We start from the raw sequence: 17,688 nt of genomic DNA on the forward strand, positions 1-17,688 counted from the left end.
GTCCGGCCGTACGCGGATCTGCGCAGAGCGGCTCGTACGACAGAACCGGCTGGAAGCGAAGGCTTCCAGCCGGTTCATCGTGCGTTCGCCTACTCGGCGGGTGGCGTCGGCCGCTCGGGCGGCGCCACCTCTTCCGGAGGAGCGGGCGGCTGCACCTGCTGCTGCACCTGCTGCGGCGGAACGGGCGGCTGCTGCGGGTTCGACGGCCGTCCTGGCGCCTGCGGCCCGGCCTGCGGAGGTCCCCACTGCTGCGGCGCGCCGTTCGGCGTCGGCCCCTGCTGACCTGGCGCCGAGCCCTGCCACGCGGGTGCCGACCATTGCTGGCCGGGCTGCGGTGCGGGCTGCCCCTGCGGCTGCCCGTACTGCCCCTGGGACGGCGCAGCTTGGTAGCCCTGGCCCTGCTGACCCTGACCCTGACCCTGACCGTGGCTCGGCTGCCCCGGGTAGGACTGACCGGGATACGGCTGACCCTGGTACCTCTGCTGCGGCTGGTTCGGGTAGCCCTGACCCTGGTATCCCTGCTGCGGCTGGCCCTGATAGCCCTGCTGCGGCTGCCCCTGGTAGGGCGGCTGGTGCTGCCCGGAGTGGCCCTGGACCGGGTACGCGGGCGCGCTCTGGTACACCTCGGGACGGTACGGCTGCTGGCCGTAGTTCACCGGTTCGCCCTCGGGCTTCGGCGAGAACGCACGGACGATCACCGGGATCACGGCGGAGATGGCTGCAGCGAGCGTCGTGGCCGCTGCGATGCGCCACCACCAATCCGCCCAGGTGCCCTCGGGGAACGCCATCGGCAGCACGAGCACGAGGACCGTCGCGATGATGAGCGAGATCGTCACGATGCCGGTGGCCCTGATCACGGTGGAGGAGGCACGCGTGACGAAGTGCAGGAAGTACACCTGGATGATGATCAGTGCCACGCGGGTGATGATGACGATGCCGAAGAACAGCATGATCTGCCCGGACCAGACGAAGCCGTCGTCGGTGTTCGGGGGCTGGAGCCACCCGTTCCACAGCTTCAGCAACCCGACCGTGACGAGGAAGATGTTCACCAGGGTCGAGACGGCCAGGTACCACTTGTTGGGCCCGTGTCCGGCTGCCGCGTCGAGTGAGACGGCTCCGACGAACGCCGCGAGCAGCAGCAGTGTGAGCCAGACGCGTCCGGCGATGTCGGCCTGATCGCCGACGATGATGAAGTACCCGCCGATGATCGCCGCCGCGACGAGCGTTCCGATCGTCAAGGTCAGCGCGAGCACGGCCGACCGTGAGCGGCGCGGTGTGGTCTCGACCATTCGAAATCCCCTATCTGTCGTGAGTGCCAACAGTACCGGGGTGGTATCCGAGCGGAAGGGAGCAGCCCCTACCCGATGGACGACGCCCGCGCCAGCGTGCCTGTGATGCGCACTCGACCGCCTGCGACGCCGCGGATCCGCACTACTCTGGACTCCGTCCCCGCCGAGCCCGCGGTGGCGCGACACCCGAGTCAAGGAGAAGCACATGTCGGTCGGCCTGCTCGCCGTTGTCGATGACATCCTCAGCGCCGCCCTGAAGGCGAGCGCGAAGACCGCGGGTGTCGTCATCGACGATGCCGCCGTCACCCCGCAGTACGTGCAGGGACTCACGCCGGCGCGGGAACTGCCGGTCGTCTGGCGCATCGCCCGCGGCAGCCTGATCAACAAGTTCGTCATCATCATCCCGATCGCCCTGCTGCTCACCGCCTTCGCACCCTGGGTCCTGCCGTTCCTCCTCATCATCGGCGGCACCTACCTCTGCTTCGAGGGCGCCGAGAAGGTCATGGAGTGGTTCGGCGTCCACCACGAGGCAGCCGAGGAGGACGTCCGCGACGAGAAGAAGCTCGTCTCCGGCGCCGTCCGCACCGACCTCATCCTCAGCACCGAGATCATGCTCATCTCGCTGGCCAGCCTCGACGCCGACATCGGCATCTGGATGACCCTCGGCGCACTCCTCGTCATCGGCCTCGTCATGACCGCCGTCGTCTACGGCGCGGTCGCGCTGCTCGTGAAGATCGACGACATCGGACTCCGGCTCATGAAGAACCCCTCGCGCGGCGTCCGGCGCACCGGTGCGCGCATCGTCGCCTCGATGCCCGCCGTCTTCCGCGTGATCAGCATCGTCGGCACGGTCGCGATGCTGTGGGTCGGTGGCCACCTCGTCGTCGCGAACCTCGCCGAGACGATCTGGCACGGCCCGTTGGACCTCTTCCACGCCGTCACGCACGCGATCGAAGCCGCGGGGCCCGTGGTCGTCTGGATCGCCGACACCGCGATGTCGGCTGTGGTCGGACTCGTGCTCGGCCTGATCGTGGTCGGGATCGTCCTCGGCATCTCGCGCCTGCGCTCCGGCAAGCAGCCAGCGACCACGTCGCACTGACGACGGCCGCCGCACGAACGACCGGACGCTAGCGCAGCTGCCGTGCGTAGCAGAGCGACATCGGGATGACCTCGTACGGCGGGTAGATGGGGATCGGCTCGTAGCCGAGCCACTCGTACAGGCGGACGGCCTCAGGCTGCCGGTCGCCGGTCTGCAGGATGAGTCGCTCGGCGCCCTCGGCCCGCGCGGCATCCTCGACGGCCGCGATGAGCAGGCGCGAGACGCCCCGGCCACGGTGGCCGGGCAGGGTCACGACGCGCTTGAGTTCCCACTCCTCGCCGAGCCGTCGCAGCGCGGCATGGCCGACCGGCTCGCCGTCGACGAGCGCGAGGAAGGTCGCCCGGATGTCCGCTGGATCCACGGTGAACGCCGCCTGCGCCCGCTGGGCCGCCTCAGCGTTCCAGTCCTCCCAGGCGGACGCATACCGCGCGCCCATCTCCTCGTCCATGGCGGCACGCAGCCGCACCGCCCGCTCGTCGTCCCAGGAGACGGACTCGATGCTGGCTGGGGTCACGACGGTCATGTGCTTCTTCCGGGGCGGGCTGCGACGGCGTGATCGAGCGACCGACGCCGTCTGCCAGTCTCCCACGCACCACAGGGCCCGAGCGCGTCAGGAGGACACCGATGCGACCGGGGCACGCCCGGCGACCGACCGCGTGATCAGTTCGCGGTGTCGGCCACCTGCACGGCCACGTGGTACTTCGTGCCCTCGACGTCGCTGATCGTGACGACGGCGTCGTACTCGGAGCCCGAGGACGGGTCGGTGAGCGTGCAGTCGACGGTGGTCTCGTCGATGAGCTTGACGCGCTCGTCCCCGCAGTCGAGGTCCGGCCGAGTGCCGACCTGCTCCTCGAGGGCTCCGGCCGCGGCGTCCGCGATGTCCGAAGCGGGGACGGTGAGGCCGGCACTGGCGCTGAAGCTGCAACCGGTGAGCAGGAGCCCCATCGGCAGCAGAGCGATGGCGAGGGACGACAGGAGACGGTGACGGGTCATGCCGCCAGTCTGTCCGCTCTCCGGCACGTGGGCGATGGGGAGTCCTCCCCAGCGGGCGCTGCTACCGTGGCGGCACCGTCCAGAGAAGAGGCACCGTGTTGATCGTCCCCAACGCCCTCGTCGGCCCGGCGCTCCGCCTCATCCGCGCGAACCGCGCCTTCGTGAGCGAAGCGGGTGCCCGGCGCCGGATCCGGGAACGGACGCTCCGACCGGTGCCCTACGGACCACCGGCCACGCTGCGGCCGGACGTCCGGGTCGATGTCGAACGGTTCGGCGACTGGCCGGTGTACACGGTCAGCCCGACGAAGCGTGCCTCCGCCGGCGGGGTCGTGTACGCGCACGGCGGCGGGTGGGTCGGCGAGATCGCGCCCCAGCACTGGGTGCTCGCGGCCACCATCGCGGCGGAGACGGGCGCGACCGTCACCCTGCCGATCTATCCCCTCGTGCCCTACGGCACCGCGGCGGAGGCCCGGACGGGCATGGTCGAGCTCGTCCGACGCAGCCTCGACCGACATGGACCGACCGTCCTCGCGGGCGACTCCGCCGGCGGCCAGATCGCCCTGTCCGCGGCGCTCCGCCTGCGCGACGAGGGCATCGTCCTCCCCATGACCACCCTCCTGTCCCCCGCGCTCGACCTCACGTGGAGCAACCCACGGATCCCGCTCGTGCAGCCGAGCGACCCGTGGCTCGCCACCCCTGGCGGTCGGGTGTTCGCGGAGTACTGGCGCGGCGACCTCGAGCTCACCGACCCGGCGGTCAGCCCACTCTTCGGCGAGCTCGCCGGGCTCGGGCCGATCACCCTGCTGAGCGGCACGCGGGACGTCCTCAACCCCGACGCCGCGCTGCTCGTCGAGCGTGCCCGAGCGGCCGGGGTGTCCCTCGACTTCCACGAGGGTGTCGGTCAGTTCCACGTGTGGGCGCTGTTGCCGACCCGCTCGGGGAAGGCGGCGACGCAGACGATCGTCCGGAGCGTCGCCCGCGGGCTGCGCTGACCCAGCCGCTGACCCAGCCGGGAGTCGACCGGTCGCGCGCCTAGGCCGTGCGGCGCTTGCGGACCTCGCGGAGCACCATCTGCTCCGGGCACACCGTCGACAGGAAGTCGCCGACCGACAGCGCGAGGCGTTCGCCGACGAGCGAGTAGAGGATCCGGTTGGCGTCGCGACGCTCGGAGACGAGCCCCGCCTGGCGCAGCACACTGAGGTGGCGCGAGATGGTGGGCCCCGTGGCGTCGAACCGCGACGCGATCTCGCCGGCGGCCAGCTCGCCGTCCTTGAGGTCCTGGAGGATCTGTCGTCGCGTCGGGTGCGCGAGTGCGGCGAAGATGTCCGACGCTGTATCTGCCATGGTTGCAATCTAGCACAATTGCGATATACGGTTTAGCTCTATTGCTAACAAGCGAAGGAGTTGTCATGCGCATCGCCATCACCGGCGGGACCGGGTTCGTCGGTCGCCACCTGGCCGAACGCCTGCAGGGGGACGGCCACGAGGCGGTGATCGTCTCTCGGCGCACCGGGGTCGACATCGACGACACCGAGGCACTCGCGACGGCGTTCGCGGGCTGCGACGCCGTCGCGCACTGCGCCGGCATCAACCGGGAGATCGGCGAGCAGACCTTCGAGCGCGTGCACGTGCGAGGCACCCAGGCCGTCGTGGACGCGGCCCGCCGAGCCGGCGTCGGGCGCCTCGTCCTCGTGAGCTTCCTCCGCGCCCGCCCCGACTGCGGCTCGGGCTACCACGAGACGAAGTGGGCGGCCGAGGAGCTCGTCCGCGGGTCGGGCATCCCGCACACGGTCCTGAAGTTCGGGATGATCTACGGGGCCGGCGACCACATGATCGACCACGTGACGAAGGCCGTCCGCACCTTCCCAGTGTTCGCGACCGTCGGCTACCGCGAACGCCTCGTCCGCCCGGTGCCGGTCGCCGATGCGGTCGACGTCCTCCTCGCCGCCCTCGAGGGCCGGGTCACCGAGCCGACGGTCGCGGTGATGGGCGCCGAGACGCTGCCGCTGGGGACGGCCGTCCGGCGGATCGCTCGCGTCGCCGGCCGACGGCCGCTGTACGTCCCGGTGCCCGTCTGGACGATCCGGTTGCTCGCGCGTCTGACCGAGCGGCTCATGGTGACACCGCTCGTCGCGAAAGCACAGGCGCAGATGCTCGCCGAGGGCGTCGACGCCGCGGCCCCGCCGACACCCGAACTCCCCGAGGCACTGCGACCCCAGCGGCGGTTCGACGAGGCACGCATCCGCGCAGCGCTCCCCGCCGGACGGTTCACGCTCGCCGACCTGCGACGGTTCGCCTGATCGGAGCGCGGCGCTGAACGACGGGTGCCGACCGATCAGCGGTCATCGGGCCGACGGGGACCGGTCGACTCCCGTTCGATGAGCGTCGTCGCGAGCTCCAGGTGGTGCGAGAACGGCCGCTCTCCCGCCTGCAGCCGGAGCAGGGTGTCGACGGCCGCGCGGCCGATGTCGTGCATGGAGGTGTGCACCGTGGTCAGGCGAGGAACGGTGAGCATGGCCGAGTACGTGTCGTCGTAGCCGACGACGCTGACGTCTTCCGGCACGCGGAGCCCCGCCTGGAGCAGGGTGCGGATGACCGCGAAGGCGTCGGCGTCGTTGGTCGCGAAGACGGCCGTGGGTGGGTCGTCGAGTGCGAGCATGCGCTCCACGGCGGGCGCCGACGTACCCATCCCCTCCTCCGACACGAGCTCGGGGTCGAGCGGGATGCCGGCCGAGCGGAGCGCCTCGCGGTAGCCGACCGCCCGCGCCCGCAGCCCCGGATTCGCCGGGTGACCACCCACGAAGGCGATCCGCCGGTGGCCGAGGCCGATGAGATGCTCGACGGCCTGCTGCCCGCCGACCGCGTGGCTGGAGCCGATACTCGCCACCGACCGGGCGAGCGGATCCGGGGAGTCGACCGCGACGAGCGCGACGCCCGCATCCAGGCAGGCGTCCACCACGTCGGCGTCGATCGGTGTCGTCACGACGATCATGCCGAGCGCGCCCCGCGCGGCGACCCGCTCGACGAAGGCGCGGTCGAGCGCCAGCTCGTCACCGGTCGCGCCGTCGGTCCCGAATCCGGAAGCGGGCGACAGCACCCGGGTCACGAGGTCGACGTCGAGGCGTTGCGCGGCCGCGACCATGCCGTCGAGCACCCGCAGGGAGTACACGCTGTGCAGGGTGTCGAACACGACGTGGACCTGGCGTAGGCCGCCGCCAGCCGAGCGCGCGGCCGGGCGGTACCCGAGCTCACGGACAGCCGCCTCCACGCGCGCCCGCGTCGCCTCGGACATGCCCTGGCGGCCGTTGACGACCTTCGAGACCGTCGCGACGGAGACCCCGGCGTGTTCCGCGATCGACGCCAGGGTCGGGCCGGTCATCGGCGTGCGTGCCATGCGGCTCCTCCAGGATCAGGGTCACGGATCGACCCAGCGTAGCGAAACAGTTTCGTGATCGACGCGTTGACCGGAACGAAGCCGCTCGCATAGCGTGAGCGGACCGTCGACCACAGACGAAAGACTTTCGCATCGAATCGCACTGGAGCGCGCCATGACCATCACCTCGTTCACCGACGGCTGGATCGTCCGGGCACCTCGGGGGCCCTTCGCGGCCGTGCAGGGCGGCGCCGACGACTCGGTGGCCGTGACACTCCCGCACGACGCACTCCGCGACGCCGACCGCTCAGCCGACGCCCCGGCCAAGGGTGGGGCCGCCTACTTCCCGGCCGGGGCCTTCAGCTACGTGAAGACCTTCGAGGTTCCAGCCGCGTGGGCGGGGCGGATCGTGCGACTCGAGGTCCAGGGCGCCTTCCGCCACGCGATGGTGTACCTCAACGACGAGTTCGCGGGCAACCGATCCGACGGCTTCGCCCGGTTCTTCGTCGACCTCACGCCGTACCTCCGAGCCGGTGCGACGAACACCCTGCGCATCGAGGTGCGCTCAGGCCAGGACTCGCGATGGTACGCCGGCGCAGGTCTCCACCGGCCGGTCCTCCTGCACGTGGACGAGCCGACGCACATCGTGCCCGACGGCGTCCGCATCACGACGGTCCGTATCGAGGACGACCAGGCGGTGTTGGAGGTCGTGACCACCGTCGCCAACCGCGGCCTCACGACGAGGTCCCATGTCCTCACCACGGAGCTCACCTCGCCTGCGAGTGTCGTCGTCGAACAGGACCGCACGCCCGTCACGGTCGCGCCGGGCGGCACGGCGACCATCCGGCAGCGACTCTACGTCCAGGATCCGGCGCTCTGGAGCGTCGAGTCCCCCTCGCTGTACACCGCGCAGACCACGCTGGCACCCGCCGCCGACGAGTCGGACGCCGGCAGCACCGTGCACACCGTCCACGGCATCCGAACCGTCACCGTCGACCCGCGGAAGGGACTCCGGATCAACGGCGAACCCGTGCTCCTGCGGGGTGCCTGCATCCACAGCGACAACGGCCCGCTCGGGGCGGCCTCGATCGCGCGTGCCGAGGAGCGTCGCATCCAGCTCCTCAAGGACGCGGGGTTCAACGCCATCCGGGCCGCCCACAATCCGGCCTCACCGGCCATGCTCGACGCCTGCGACCGGATCGGGATGCTCGTGATGGACGAGGCCTTCGACCAGTGGCACCGCGGCAAGACCACCTTCGACCCGTCACTCGACTTCGAGCAGTGGTGGCGATCGGACCTGGAGTCGATGGTGGCCAAGGACGTCAACCACCCGAGCGTCATCATGTACTCGATCGGCAACGAGATCGTCGAGGTCGGGACCCCGCACGGCGCGATCCTGGCCCGCGAGCTCGCCGAGCACGTCCGCGCACTCGACCCGACCCGACCGGTCACGAACGGCGTGAACGCGACCCTGTCGGTGCTCGACGAACTCGACGAGATCATGGCGTCGGACCAGGGGCTGAACGAACTGATGGGCGAGGCCGGCGCGAACATGATGAGCCTCATCGGCTCCTCCGACGCCGTCACGACCCGCACCGAGGAGTCCAGCGCGGCGCTCGACGTGCTGGGCCTCAACTACGCGGACGGCCGCTACGCGAGCGACGCCGAACGCTTCCCCCACCGGGTGATCGTGGGTTCTGAGACGTTCCCGACGCAGATCGGCGAGCTCTGGCCGCTCGTCGAGGCCAACCCGAACGTCATCGGCGACTTCACGTGGACCGGCTGGGACTACCTCGGCGAGGTCGGTATCGGGGCGACGTCCTACGCCGAGGACCCCGAGGCGAACGGGGCCCTCGAACGCGAGTTCCCGTACCTCACCGCGTGGTGCGGTGACCTCGACCTCACGGGCTGGCGCCGACCTGTCTCCTACTACCGGGAGATCGTCTTCGGCCTGCGCACGGAACCGGCGATCGCCGTGCTGCGCCCCGAGCGCCACGGGCAGACGGTCACGATGCAGTCGCCGTGGGCGTGGAGCGACTCGGTCGATTCATGGACGTGGCCGGGCTTCGAGGATGCTCCGGTGACGGTCGAGGTCGCGGCGGACGCCGACGAGGTCGCGCTGCTCCTCGACGGGACGGAGGTCGCACGCGGGCCGGTGGGTGGACGCCGACCGATGCTCGCCTCGTTCGAGACCGTCTACCGGCCGGGCACGCTCAAGGCCGTCGCCTACCGCGCGGGAACGGTGGTCGGCCGCACCTCACTCGTCTCCGCCACCGGGCCGACCCAGCTCGTCGCGACCGCCGACCGCACGGTGATCCGCGCCGACGACACCGACCTCTCCTTCGTCGCGATCGAACTGCGCGACACCGCCGGCGTGCTCGTCACGGGCGCCGACCGCCAGGTCTCGATCGACGTCTCCGGTGCCGGGGTCCTCGCGGGGTTCGGCACCGGCACGCCGAGCACGACCGAGCGGTTCGACGCCACCACCCGCACCACCTTCGACGGGCGGGCGCTCGCCATCATCCGCCCCACCGGGCCAGGATCCATCACGGTCACGGTCAGCGGTGCCGGCCTGCGCGAAGTCGTCCTCGACCTGGAGGCTGTGGAGGCTCCTTCGACGTCCTGACCGTCGGCGCCAGTGCCCGCCGCGTGTTATACAATGCTCTATATAAGACGGGAGCATCCATGACCATCACCTCCATCGACATCGACCAAGCCGAACTCAAGCAGGCGAAGGAGCTCGCCGGAACCACCTCCAACCGGGAGACGGTCGACCTCGCCCTCAGGACGCTCATCGCCGTCCGCCGTCAGCCTGCCGCTGTCGAACGCATCATCGGGCGGTCGTTCGAGCCGGATCAGTTGGATGCACCCACGATCACGCCGACGGTCGGGCCTGCCGCCCGGTGACCGTCTACCTCGTCGACAACAGCATCTGGCAACGGGCGCACACGAGTGCCCGCATCGCGCAGCGACTTCGGGACCTCTCACCGCACCACTTGATCATCACGTGTCCTCCGCAGGTCCTGGAGTACTGCCATTCGGCGCGCACTGCCGACGAGTATCGCGAGCTTCGCGAGGACATGGACGGGCTGCTCCCTGCGTGGGAGCACCCGTCCGCGTCTGAGGCTCTGGCCCTGCAGCAGGCGCTGTGGGAGAACGGGCTGGTCCGGGCGGCAGCGGCATTCGACTGCCTGATCGCCGCGTATGCGGTCGCCAACGACGCAGTCGTCCTCAACGCGGACCACGACTTCGGGTACCTCGAGCTGGCCACCCGGGGCGCCGTCCGCCAGGAGTACGTCGAACCCTGACTCGGTTCGGAGTGATGCTGAGTCAGTTCCCGTGCGGGTCGAGCCGGTTGACCGTCGCGACGGTCTGCGCGTAGTCGCCTCGGGCCTCGGCGAACCGGAGGAACTTGACGTTCTCCACCAGGATCTCGGTCGCGTCGGGCTGGGCCTCGATGAGCGCCATGACCTCGTCGACGTAGGCGTCGAGCGGCATCGCGAAGTCGCTCGTCTCCTGTCCCGGCATGAGCGAGGTGCGGACGGCGGGCGGGACGAGTTCGACGACGTGCACGCTCGTGGATGCGAGCTGCAGGCGGATGGACTCGCTCAGCATGTGGATCGCGGCCTTGCTCGCGTTGTACGTCGGGGTGACGCGCAACGGCGTGAACGCGAGGCCCGAGGAGACGGTCATGATGGTGGCGTCCGGCCGGCTGCGGAGGTGCTCGATGAACGCACCGATCAGCCGGATGGGGCCGAGGACGTTCGTCGTGATGATCTTCTCCGCGGTCGCGACGAAGTCCGGAGCCGTCCAGTCCTCGCCACGCATGACACCCGCCATGGTGATGAGGACGTTGAGCTCGGGGTGTTCGGCGATGACCTGGGCCGCGGCCACCTCGATGCTCGCCGGGTCGGTCGTGTCGATGCGCACGGTGTGGAGACCGGGCTCCTCGGCCGCGATCGACTCGAGGAGTTCCGTGCGACGCCCACCGACGATGACGGTGTTGCCGGCCGAGTGGAGGCGTCGTGCGAGAGCGAGGCCGATGCCGCTCGTCGCGCCGGGGATGAAGACGGTGTTTCCGGTGATCTGCATGCGTCGAGTCTGCGGCCGTCCGACGCTCGCCACCAGGGTTCGTCGATCCAGGGATCCGCGGTCCCTGGATAGCCGAACCTCAGGGGCGGATACTGGCGGGATGGATCGCCCAGCGCTCGCAGACTTCCTCCTCCGTCATCGATCGGCCTTGCAGCCCGCGGATGTCGGCTTGAGTGCCGGTCCTCGTCGCCGGACGGCGGGGCTCCGACGCGAGGAGGTCGCGCAGCTCGCCTCGATGTCCACCGACTACTACGCGCGGCTCGAGCAGCAGCGCGGCCCCCAGCCGAGCACGCAGATGCTCGGTTCGCTCGCCCGTGCGCTGCGGCTGAGCGCCGAGGAACGCGACTACCTGTACCGGATCGCCGGCCACAACGCACCCACGCGCCTCGCGACCTCGGACTACGTCGCCCCCGCGCTGCTGCGGGTCCTCGACCGGCTCACGGACACGCCGGCGCTCATCCTGTCGGCCCTCGGCGAGACGCTCGTCCAGAACGACCCCGCCCGCGCGCTGTTCGGCGACGAGAGCCGGTACCAGGGCCTCGAACGCAGCGCGATCCACCGCTGGTTCGTCCGGCCCGAGGAGCGACTCCGCTACCCGGAGGAGGACCGTGAGCGACAGAGTCGGGCCCAGGTCGCCTCCCTCCGTGCGGCCTACGGGTCACTCGGCGCGCAGTCGCCGGCGGGCGAGATCGTCGACGCCCTCTCGGCGCACAGCGAGGAGTTCCGCCGCCTGTGGGCGACGCACGAGGTCGGGCGCCGGTTCGAGGACCACAAGGTGCTCATCCATCCCGAGATCGGTCCCATCGAGCTCGACTGCCAGGCGCTCTTCACCGAGGACCAGTCGCAGTCCCTGCTCGTGCTCACCGCCGCACCCCATACGCCGGCCGAGGGCAAGCTGAAACTGCTCGCCGTGCTCGGGACGCAGACCTTCGAGGGGGCGCGGTGAACGCCAGGCGCCGTTGAGGAGACCGCCGAAGGGAGGACTGCCCATGCCGCGGGCGGCGACCGCCCGGTACGGTCGATGGATGACCGAGGACGAACGCACCGGGACCAGCGAGCCAGGGAACCTGCCGGAGCAGGACAGCCTGCTGCTCGAGTGGCTGGAGATCATGCACCCCCGCCTCGCGCGGTTCGAGGACTTCCTCACCCCCCGCGAGGTCGTCACCGATTACACGCGAGACTCGCTCGTTTCCCTCGAGCGGCTCATCCTCGACCGTTGGCCTGACCGGCAGTCCTTCGCGCAGGAGCAGGACACCGATTTCAACGATGGTGCCACCCGATACATCGGTGAGACCTACCTGCGGATCGCCGGGGGCGGGTGGTTCGTGAACCACGATCCGAACTTCCTGTACTCGGGTCGGCTCTGCATCCTGCTCGACGTCGAGATGCCCGTCCCGATCTCGCCGCTCAACCTGATCACCACGATATTGAGTCGGCGCGCCGGCAATGTGCTCACCCGGATCTGGGACGGGCAGACGAAGAACGTCGCCGAGCGGCGTCTCGCCGAACCAGGCTGGGAGCCGGTGCGTGCGCCGTTCCCCGGTGCGATCCCACTGTCCCGCTTGGGTTCGGCGCTCACCCCCTCCGTCCGTTGAGCTTGGATCGGAGCTGATCGGTCAGACGGGCGCCGTGCGGAGCTTCCGCCGACGGACCGCGCCGCCGATCGCGAGGCCGACACCGGCGATGATCGCGGGGACGACGAGACCGAGGACGACGACCGCGACGAGCGCCAGGGCGAGGCTCGGCATCAGCCCGCCACCGAGCAGGTAGACCACGAGCAGCGGGATGAACGCCAGGAGCATCAGCCAGGCGAGGCCAGGCTGCCGCGAGACGGCGAGGACACCTGCGACGAAGAGCAGCGACGCGAACCACAGCAGGACGCCCAGTAGGAACCGCCAGGAGTCGTACGCCGCAGCCGGCAGCAGTTGCGGCCCCGACGACGAGAGATCGCGGTTGCCGAAGAGCAGCAGCACCCCGACCGCCAGGCCGAGAGCCGCCAGAACAATGGCGATCACACCGAAAACACGCACAGGACCTCCCCATGGAACACTGGAGATCCTGCCGGTCGCGGCGCTGGATGACAAGGGGTGATGCCGAGGTCGTTCATCACTCGGCGGGCGCGCCTCCCGCACCGTCGCCGACGACGGCGTCGCGCAGCGCCGAGAGGTGAGCACGGCTCAGGGCGGACGCGACCTCGCCGTCACGGTCTGCGACGGCGTCGACGATGCGCTCGTGCGCCTGCTGATCGTGATCGGTGCCCGGCTCGCCACTGAGCCGCAACATCTGGATCATGGCGTCGCGGCTGCGCTCGGCGAAGGTGTCGAACAGTTCGGTCAGGATCGGGTTGCCAGAGGCGGCCACGATGCTCCGATGGAGCGCGGTGTCGGCGTCCACCCTCGACGGGATCGTCGCCCGCTCGACGTTCCGGCGGTCGAGCGCCGCACGGATGACGCCCAGATCGGCGGCGGTGTGACGCTCTGCGGCGAGCGCCGCCGCCTCGCTCTCGATGGCGAGGCGTGCTTCCAGGATCGAGGCGATGTTCGTCCGGAGCACGAGTGCCTCCCAGTCCTGCTGCGGCGCGAGGGCCTGCAGGAAGATCCCCGACCCCTGGCGGCTCATCAGGATGCCTTGTCCGGCCAACTGCCGGATCGCCTCCCGCATGGTGGATCGGCCGACCCCGAGTTGCGGGCCCAGTGTCGTCTCGCCGGGGAGCTTCTGGCCGATCGCCCACTCGCCGCGCTGGATCCGTTCCAGGAGAAGACGGGCTGCCTGGTCCGACAGGGATTCGCGGCGCACGGTGGTCATGTCTCGATCTTAGTCCTCAGCTTGTCTGACAAGTTGTGTTACCGTGGCCGCGTGATCCTCTCCGACTCCCGCCTCTCCACCCCAGCCGGCCCCGTCCCTCCGCACGCTCCCACCTGGAACCGCCAGCGGCGTTCACAGATGCCGTCCGACCGCTACCAGGACCTCTTCTCCCGCGTCGACGTGCCGCTCATCGACCGCGAGTGGCCGGCACGACGCCTCACCGAAGCCCCACTCTGGGTGCCGGTGGACCTGCGCGACGGCAACCAGGCGCTGGCCGAGCCGATGGACCCCGCGCGCAAGCGGAACTTCTTCGAGCTCATGGTCACCATGGGCTACAAGGAGATCGAGGTCGGCTACCCCTCCGCCTCGCAGACGGACTACGACTTCGTGCGCCTCATCGCCGAGACCGACATCGCCCCCGAGGACGTCACCATCGTGGTGTTCACCCCGGCCCGCCGGGACCTCATCGAGCGGACCGTCGAGTCGATCCGGGGCATCCGCAACCAGGTCGTCATCCACATGTACACGGCGACCGCCCCGCTCTGGCGGGAGGTCGTGCTCGGCCACGACCGGGACTCGTTGCGGTCGTTGATCCTCCAGGGCGGGTCGGATGTGCTCGAGTTCGCCGGCGACCTCGACGGCGTCCGGTTCGAGTTCTCGCCCGAGGTGTTCAACCTGACGGAGCCCGACTACGCGTTGGAGCTCTGCGATGCCGTCACCACCCTCTGGGACGCGTCCGAGGACCGACCGGTGATCCTCAACCTGCCGGCGACCGTCGAGGCGGCGACGCCGAACGTGTACGCGGATCAGATCGAGTACATGCACCGGAACCTCGCCCGACGGTCGTCGGTCATTCTCTCCGTGCACCCGCACAACGACCGCGGGACCGGCATCGCGTGCGCGGAACTCGCGGTGCTGGCCGGCGCGCAACGCGTCGAGGGCTGCATCTTCGGGAACGGCGAGCGTACCGGCAACGTCGACATCGCGACGCTGGCGTTGAACCTCCACACGCAGGGCGTCGATCCCATGATCGACTTCTCCGACATCGACCACATCCGTCGGGTCGTCGAGCACAGCAACCGCATCGACGTCCACCCGCGGCATCCCTATGTCGGCGAGCTGGTGCACACGGCGTTCTCCGGCACGCACCAGGATGCGATCAAGAAGGGCTTCGCCGAGCACCGCGCTCGGGCCGAGGCGAGCGGCAGGCGGGCCGAGGACCTCCCATGGCGGGTGCCGTACCTGCCGGTCGACCCGGGAGATCTGGGGCGGAGCTACGAGGCCGTCATCCGCGTGAACTCGCAGTCGGGCAAGGGCGGGATCGCGTACCTGCTCGAGCGCGACTACGGCATCGAGATGCCGCGGCGTCTGCAGGTCGACTTCTCCCGCCGGGTGCAGCAGCACGCGGACGACTCCGGGAGCGAACTCGATGCGGAGGCGCTCTTCGGGATCTTCGAGCGCGACTATCTCACGCAGCCCGGGTCGACACGCCTGGTCGAACTCGACACCACCAGCGCGAACGGGACGACCAGGACGTCCCTGCGGATCGAGGTCGACGGCTCCGCCCACGCCGCGACGTTCCCCGACGTCGGCCCGGTCGAGGCGACGACCCTCCTGCTCGCCGAGCACGGTCTGCCGGTCGAGATCGTCTCCCTGCATCAGACCTCGCTGACGTCGGGGAGCGACGCGCAGGCGCTCACTCTCGTCGAGTACCGCCTCGGCCAGCGGACGGGCTGGGCAGCGGGCCGCGACCGGTCCGTCCTCGAGGCGAGCGTGCAGGCGGTCCTCAATGCAGCCGTCGCCGCGAACCGTTCCGTCGACTGAGCGATCGTCCTACAGTGGGGCGTCAGGGCACCCCGCGCGCCCGAGCCATCACGAGGGAGCGATGCGATGCGACCACTCCGGTATTCGATCAACGTCACGCTCGACGGCTGCTGCCATCACGAGGCAGGGCTCCCACCGGACGAGGAGTCGATGCGCTTCTGGACGGCCGAAATGGAGCGAGCGGACGCCTTGCTCTTCGGCCGGGTCACCTACGAAATGATGGAATCCACCTGGCGGCGACCACCCGACGGTGCCTGGCCCGACTGGATGGGCGCCTCGGAGATCGCGTTCGCGGAGGCCATCGACCGGGCGCAGAAGATCGTGGTGTCGAGCACGCTGGCGTCGGTCGACTGGAACGCCGAGCTGCTCCGCGGCGATGTGGGCGCAGCCGTGCAGCGGCTCAAGGCGGAGCCCGGCACCAGCCTGTGGGTGGGTGGCGTGACGCTCCCCCGCGCGCTGGCCGACTTGGGGCTCATCGACGAATACGAGTTCGTCGTGCAGCCGGTCCTCGCCGGCCACGGCCCGACGCTGCTCGCCGGGTTGCGCGAACAGATCCAGCTCGAATTGGTGCACCGCGAACCGTTCGGCTCGGGTGCGGTCGCCATGCGGTACCGGCCGAAACCGTCGGTTGACTGAACCACACGAAGGAGCGCCTCATGCACTGGAATCTCGAAGTCGTCCCCGTCAGCGTCGCCGACGTCGACCGGGCGAAAGCCTTCTACAACGAGCAGCTCGGGTTCCATCTCGACCTCGACCATCGGGTCAGCGACGATCTCCGCATCGTGCAGCTCACCCCTCCCGGTTCGGCGAGCAGCATCCAGCTGAAGGTCGGCGACACCCGCCTCGAGGGCCTGCAGCTCGTGGTCGACGACGTCGACGCGGCCCGGTCCGAACTCGCCGAGCGCGGCGTCGACGTGACACCGGTGATGCACTTCGAAAACGGCGTGCGCCTTGAGGGCCGGGGCGGCGACTGGAACTCGTTCGTGTTCTTCGCCGATCCGGACGGCAACACCTGGGTGATCCAGGAGCGGCCGTCGGTCGCCTGAGGGCGCAGAAGCGCCGTCAGGAGCTGAGCGCCTCCGTCACCCGGCGATCGGGCGGAGCGGCGGGAGCAGACCGCGGGCGGCCGCAGCCGCTCGCGCCACCATGAGCGGCGGATCGACGATCGTCCCGTCGGTGATCAGCTGGTCGAGCTCGATCAGCGGCATGCGCACGAGGCGGACCTGTTCGCCGGGGTCGGACGTGTCAGGACGTCCCGCTCGCAGGCCGGACGTGGAGATGAACAGGTGCGTCGGCCATGCTGCACGCCCCGGGTTCATGAAGAAGGTGTGGAGCGGTCGGAGATCGTCCACGATCAGCCCCAACTCCTCCTCGAGCTCGCGCCGAGCAGCGTCGATCGGCCGCTCCTCGCTCCGGCCTCCGCCACCTGGCAGATCGTAGATCCACCGGTCGAGGGGATAGCGATACTGCCGCGCCAGGATCACGTCGTCCCCGTCGACGATGAGTGACGCGACCGAGAACGGCACACTCTCATCGACGAGGTAGCCGAGACGGGAACCACCGGGCACCTCCACCTCGTGCTCGACCAAGGTGACCCGCCCATCGAAGACCGTCCTCCTCGAGCGTGTGCTCCAACCCGTCTCGATCTCGCCGTCCGTCCGCTCCCGGTCGCTGTGCGGGTCGAGAGACGGAACGCGCCCGTCCGTCTGCAGCGAAGCCCAGACGTCGCGGATCGCCTGCAGCTGCTGATCGACCGTCATGCCACGGACGTCGATGATGTGGTCCACGTCCGGCGGCGGCGTCAGCAGCGCGTGCACCAGATCGAACTCGTCGTCGGACAGGTAGACGGTACGGGTCGTGGCGCGCTGGTGCGCCTCGTCGAGCGGGAGCGCCAGATGTACGACGAGGCAGTCCGGGAGTTCCGCCCGATAGACCGCGAGGGCCTCCGGCGTGACGACGTCGGCGATGACGACCGCGAAGCCGTCCTCGAGGAGATTCCTCGCCATGGCCGACGCGTTCCGAGCCGCGAGGCGGTGTTGGGACAGCCCGTCGTCTCCGCTCCACAGCGTGGCCTCACCCGACACCACCAGTTGCCGGATGTCGTCGACATCGATGAAGGCGGCGCGGTCGAGCTCCCGGGCCAGCAGGCGCCCGCACGTCGACTTCCCGACCGCCGGGCCGCCGGACAACACCACTGGACGCATGAACCCGCC

The 17,688-nt window shown here is 70.0% G+C and carries 20 protein-coding genes; 11 read left to right on the forward strand and 9 right to left on the reverse strand.

All coding sequences use genetic code 11. From position 1 onward, the window contains the following. Positions 1-89: 89 nt before the first annotated feature. On the reverse strand, positions 90-1,289 hold the full coding sequence (locus ASE44_RS11505; protein ID WP_056779893.1) for a hypothetical protein: 1,200 nt from the start codon (positions 1,287-1,289) through the stop codon (positions 90-92). A 205-nt stretch (positions 1,290-1,494) separates the two neighbouring features. Between ASE44_RS11505 and ASE44_RS11510 the strand changes: the two genes are divergently transcribed. Next, the gene (locus tag ASE44_RS11510; protein ID WP_056779895.1) at positions 1,495-2,388 is read left to right on the forward strand and encodes a DUF808 domain-containing protein; all 894 of its coding nucleotides are present in this window, start codon (positions 1,495-1,497) and stop codon (positions 2,386-2,388) included. 28 nt (positions 2,389-2,416) lie between these two features. Here ASE44_RS11510 and ASE44_RS11515 read toward each other — a convergent pair whose 3' ends face one another. Together ASE44_RS11515 and ASE44_RS11520 are read right to left on the reverse strand one after the other, a co-directional pair. Then, positions 2,417-2,911: a GNAT family N-acetyltransferase gene (locus ASE44_RS11515; RefSeq protein ID WP_056779899.1), complete on the reverse strand. Its 495-nt coding sequence runs from the start codon at positions 2,909-2,911 to the stop codon at positions 2,417-2,419. A gap of 137 nt (positions 2,912-3,048) precedes the next feature. Beyond that, on the reverse strand, positions 3,049-3,381 hold the full coding sequence (locus ASE44_RS11520) for a DUF4333 domain-containing protein (RefSeq protein ID WP_235522590.1): 333 nt from the start codon (positions 3,379-3,381) through the stop codon (positions 3,049-3,051). A gap of 95 nt (positions 3,382-3,476) precedes the next feature. On the opposite strand from ASE44_RS11520, the gene ASE44_RS11525 reads away from it, so the two are divergent. Beyond that, a complete protein-coding gene (locus ASE44_RS11525; protein WP_056779904.1) occupies positions 3,477-4,373 on the forward strand; it encodes an alpha/beta hydrolase fold domain-containing protein in 897 nt (298 codons plus the stop codon). Between the two features lie 40 nt (positions 4,374-4,413). On the opposite strand, the gene ASE44_RS11530 is transcribed toward ASE44_RS11525, so the two are convergent. Beyond that, complete coding sequence (locus ASE44_RS11530; RefSeq protein ID WP_056009664.1) at positions 4,414-4,725, reverse strand: metalloregulator ArsR/SmtB family transcription factor; 312 nt, start codon at positions 4,723-4,725, stop codon at positions 4,414-4,416. Positions 4,726-4,790: 65 nt separating this feature from the next. Here ASE44_RS11530 and ASE44_RS11535 point away from each other — a divergent pair, with 65 nt between their 5' ends. Further along, a complete protein-coding gene (locus ASE44_RS11535; protein ID WP_056914193.1) occupies positions 4,791-5,681 on the forward strand; it encodes an NAD-dependent epimerase/dehydratase family protein in 891 nt (296 codons plus the stop codon). 35 nt (positions 5,682-5,716) lie between these two features. On the opposite strand, the gene ASE44_RS11540 is transcribed toward ASE44_RS11535, so the two are convergent. Continuing rightward, complete coding sequence (locus ASE44_RS11540) at positions 5,717-6,775, reverse strand: LacI family DNA-binding transcriptional regulator (protein WP_200921063.1); 1,059 nt, start codon at positions 6,773-6,775, stop codon at positions 5,717-5,719. 154 nt (positions 6,776-6,929) lie between these two features. Here ASE44_RS11540 and ASE44_RS11545 point away from each other — a divergent pair, with 154 nt between their 5' ends. The 3 genes from ASE44_RS11545 to ASE44_RS18560 are packed head-to-tail and all read left to right on the forward strand — an operon-like array spanning position 6,930 to position 10,062. After that, positions 6,930-9,380, forward strand: a complete 2,451-nt coding sequence (locus tag ASE44_RS11545) for a glycoside hydrolase family 2 TIM barrel-domain containing protein (protein WP_056779911.1) — start codon at positions 6,930-6,932, stop codon at positions 9,378-9,380. 59 nt (positions 9,381-9,439) lie between these two features. After that, complete coding sequence (locus ASE44_RS11550) at positions 9,440-9,661, forward strand: type II toxin-antitoxin system VapB family antitoxin (RefSeq protein WP_056779915.1); 222 nt, start codon at positions 9,440-9,442, stop codon at positions 9,659-9,661. Then, complete coding sequence (locus ASE44_RS18560) at positions 9,658-10,062, forward strand: PIN domain-containing protein (RefSeq protein ID WP_056779917.1); 405 nt, start codon at positions 9,658-9,660, stop codon at positions 10,060-10,062. The genes ASE44_RS11550 and ASE44_RS18560 overlap by 4 nt, the downstream gene beginning before the upstream one ends. A 22-nt stretch (positions 10,063-10,084) precedes the next feature. Here the strand turns inward: ASE44_RS18560 and ASE44_RS11560 are convergent, their stop codons facing one another. Continuing rightward, positions 10,085-10,846 carry an SDR family oxidoreductase gene (locus ASE44_RS11560; RefSeq protein WP_056779919.1) on the reverse strand — a complete coding sequence of 254 codons (762 nt, stop codon included), beginning with the start codon at positions 10,844-10,846 and terminating at the stop codon, positions 10,085-10,087. 100 nt (positions 10,847-10,946) lie between these two features. On the opposite strand from ASE44_RS11560, the gene ASE44_RS11565 reads away from it, so the two are divergent. After that, positions 10,947-11,792 (forward strand): helix-turn-helix transcriptional regulator, encoded by an 846-nt coding sequence (locus ASE44_RS11565; RefSeq protein ID WP_056779922.1) that lies wholly within the window; start codon positions 10,947-10,949, stop codon positions 11,790-11,792. Positions 11,793-11,871: 79 nt separating this feature from the next. After that, positions 11,872-12,441 (forward strand): hypothetical protein, encoded by a 570-nt coding sequence (locus ASE44_RS11570; RefSeq protein WP_157579915.1) that lies wholly within the window; start codon positions 11,872-11,874, stop codon positions 12,439-12,441. A 21-nt stretch (positions 12,442-12,462) separates the two neighbouring features. Here the strand turns inward: ASE44_RS11570 and ASE44_RS11575 are convergent, their stop codons facing one another. Continuing rightward, the gene (locus ASE44_RS11575; RefSeq protein WP_157579917.1) at positions 12,463-12,876 is read right to left on the reverse strand and encodes a hypothetical protein; all 414 of its coding nucleotides are present in this window, start codon (positions 12,874-12,876) and stop codon (positions 12,463-12,465) included. A gap of 76 nt (positions 12,877-12,952) precedes the next feature. After that, positions 12,953-13,651 (reverse strand): FadR/GntR family transcriptional regulator, encoded by a 699-nt coding sequence (locus ASE44_RS11580; protein ID WP_056779935.1) that lies wholly within the window; start codon positions 13,649-13,651, stop codon positions 12,953-12,955. Between the two features lie 138 nt (positions 13,652-13,789). Here ASE44_RS11580 and ASE44_RS11585 point away from each other — a divergent pair, with 138 nt between their 5' ends. From ASE44_RS11585 to ASE44_RS11595, 3 genes are all read left to right on the forward strand, one after another. Continuing rightward, positions 13,790-15,475, forward strand: coding sequence for a 2-isopropylmalate synthase (locus ASE44_RS11585; protein ID WP_082455975.1), 1,686 nt, complete (start codon positions 13,790-13,792; stop codon positions 15,473-15,475). A gap of 66 nt (positions 15,476-15,541) precedes the next feature. Continuing rightward, positions 15,542-16,111: a dihydrofolate reductase family protein gene (locus ASE44_RS11590; RefSeq protein WP_056779941.1), complete on the forward strand. Its 570-nt coding sequence runs from the start codon at positions 15,542-15,544 to the stop codon at positions 16,109-16,111. A gap of 20 nt (positions 16,112-16,131) precedes the next feature. After that, positions 16,132-16,521, forward strand: a complete 390-nt coding sequence (locus ASE44_RS11595) for a VOC family protein (protein WP_056779947.1) — start codon at positions 16,132-16,134, stop codon at positions 16,519-16,521. 36 nt (positions 16,522-16,557) lie between these two features. Here ASE44_RS11595 and ASE44_RS18565 read toward each other — a convergent pair whose 3' ends face one another. Next, positions 16,558-17,679: an NUDIX domain-containing protein gene (locus tag ASE44_RS18565; RefSeq protein ID WP_157579919.1), complete on the reverse strand. Its 1,122-nt coding sequence runs from the start codon at positions 17,677-17,679 to the stop codon at positions 16,558-16,560. Positions 17,680-17,688 lie beyond the last annotated feature (9 nt).

The organism is Plantibacter sp. Leaf1, from assembly GCF_001421315.1.
Lineage (GTDB): Bacteria > Actinomycetota > Actinomycetes > Actinomycetales > Microbacteriaceae > Plantibacter.

Excerpts from the sequence above, each read along its gene's own strand:
- ASE44_RS11505 (WP_056779893.1), bottom strand. The coding sequence starts at position 1,289 with ATGGTCGAGACCACACCGCGCCGCTCACGGTCGGCCGTGCTCGCGCTG.
- ASE44_RS11510 (WP_056779895.1), top strand. The coding sequence starts at position 1,495 with ATGTCGGTCGGCCTGCTCGCCGTTGTCGATGACATCCTCAGCGCCGCC.
- ASE44_RS11515 (WP_056779899.1), bottom strand. The coding sequence starts at position 2,911 with ATGACCGTCGTGACCCCAGCCAGCATCGAGTCCGTCTCCTGGGACGAC.
- ASE44_RS11520 (WP_235522590.1), bottom strand. The coding sequence starts at position 3,381 with ATGACCCGTCACCGTCTCCTGTCGTCCCTCGCCATCGCTCTGCTGCCG.
- ASE44_RS11530 (WP_056009664.1), bottom strand. The coding sequence starts at position 4,725 with ATGGCAGATACAGCGTCGGACATCTTCGCCGCACTCGCGCACCCGACG.
- ASE44_RS11535 (WP_056914193.1), top strand. The coding sequence starts at position 4,791 with ATGCGCATCGCCATCACCGGCGGGACCGGGTTCGTCGGTCGCCACCTG.
- ASE44_RS11540 (WP_200921063.1), bottom strand. The coding sequence starts at position 6,775 with ATGGCACGCACGCCGATGACCGGCCCGACCCTGGCGTCGATCGCGGAA.
- ASE44_RS11545 (WP_056779911.1), top strand. The coding sequence starts at position 6,930 with ATGACCATCACCTCGTTCACCGACGGCTGGATCGTCCGGGCACCTCGG.
- ASE44_RS11550 (WP_056779915.1), top strand. The coding sequence starts at position 9,440 with ATGACCATCACCTCCATCGACATCGACCAAGCCGAACTCAAGCAGGCG.
- ASE44_RS11560 (WP_056779919.1), bottom strand. The coding sequence starts at position 10,846 with ATGCAGATCACCGGAAACACCGTCTTCATCCCCGGCGCGACGAGCGGC.
- ASE44_RS11565 (WP_056779922.1), top strand. The coding sequence starts at position 10,947 with ATGGATCGCCCAGCGCTCGCAGACTTCCTCCTCCGTCATCGATCGGCC.
- ASE44_RS11570 (WP_157579915.1), top strand. The coding sequence starts at position 11,872 with ATGACCGAGGACGAACGCACCGGGACCAGCGAGCCAGGGAACCTGCCG.
- ASE44_RS11580 (WP_056779935.1), bottom strand. The coding sequence starts at position 13,651 with ATGACCACCGTGCGCCGCGAATCCCTGTCGGACCAGGCAGCCCGTCTT.
- ASE44_RS11585 (WP_082455975.1), top strand. The coding sequence starts at position 13,790 with ATGCCGTCCGACCGCTACCAGGACCTCTTCTCCCGCGTCGACGTGCCG.
- ASE44_RS11590 (WP_056779941.1), top strand. The coding sequence starts at position 15,542 with ATGCGACCACTCCGGTATTCGATCAACGTCACGCTCGACGGCTGCTGC.
- ASE44_RS11595 (WP_056779947.1), top strand. The coding sequence starts at position 16,132 with ATGCACTGGAATCTCGAAGTCGTCCCCGTCAGCGTCGCCGACGTCGAC.
- ASE44_RS18565 (WP_157579919.1), bottom strand. The coding sequence starts at position 17,679 with ATGCGTCCAGTGGTGTTGTCCGGCGGCCCGGCGGTCGGGAAGTCGACG.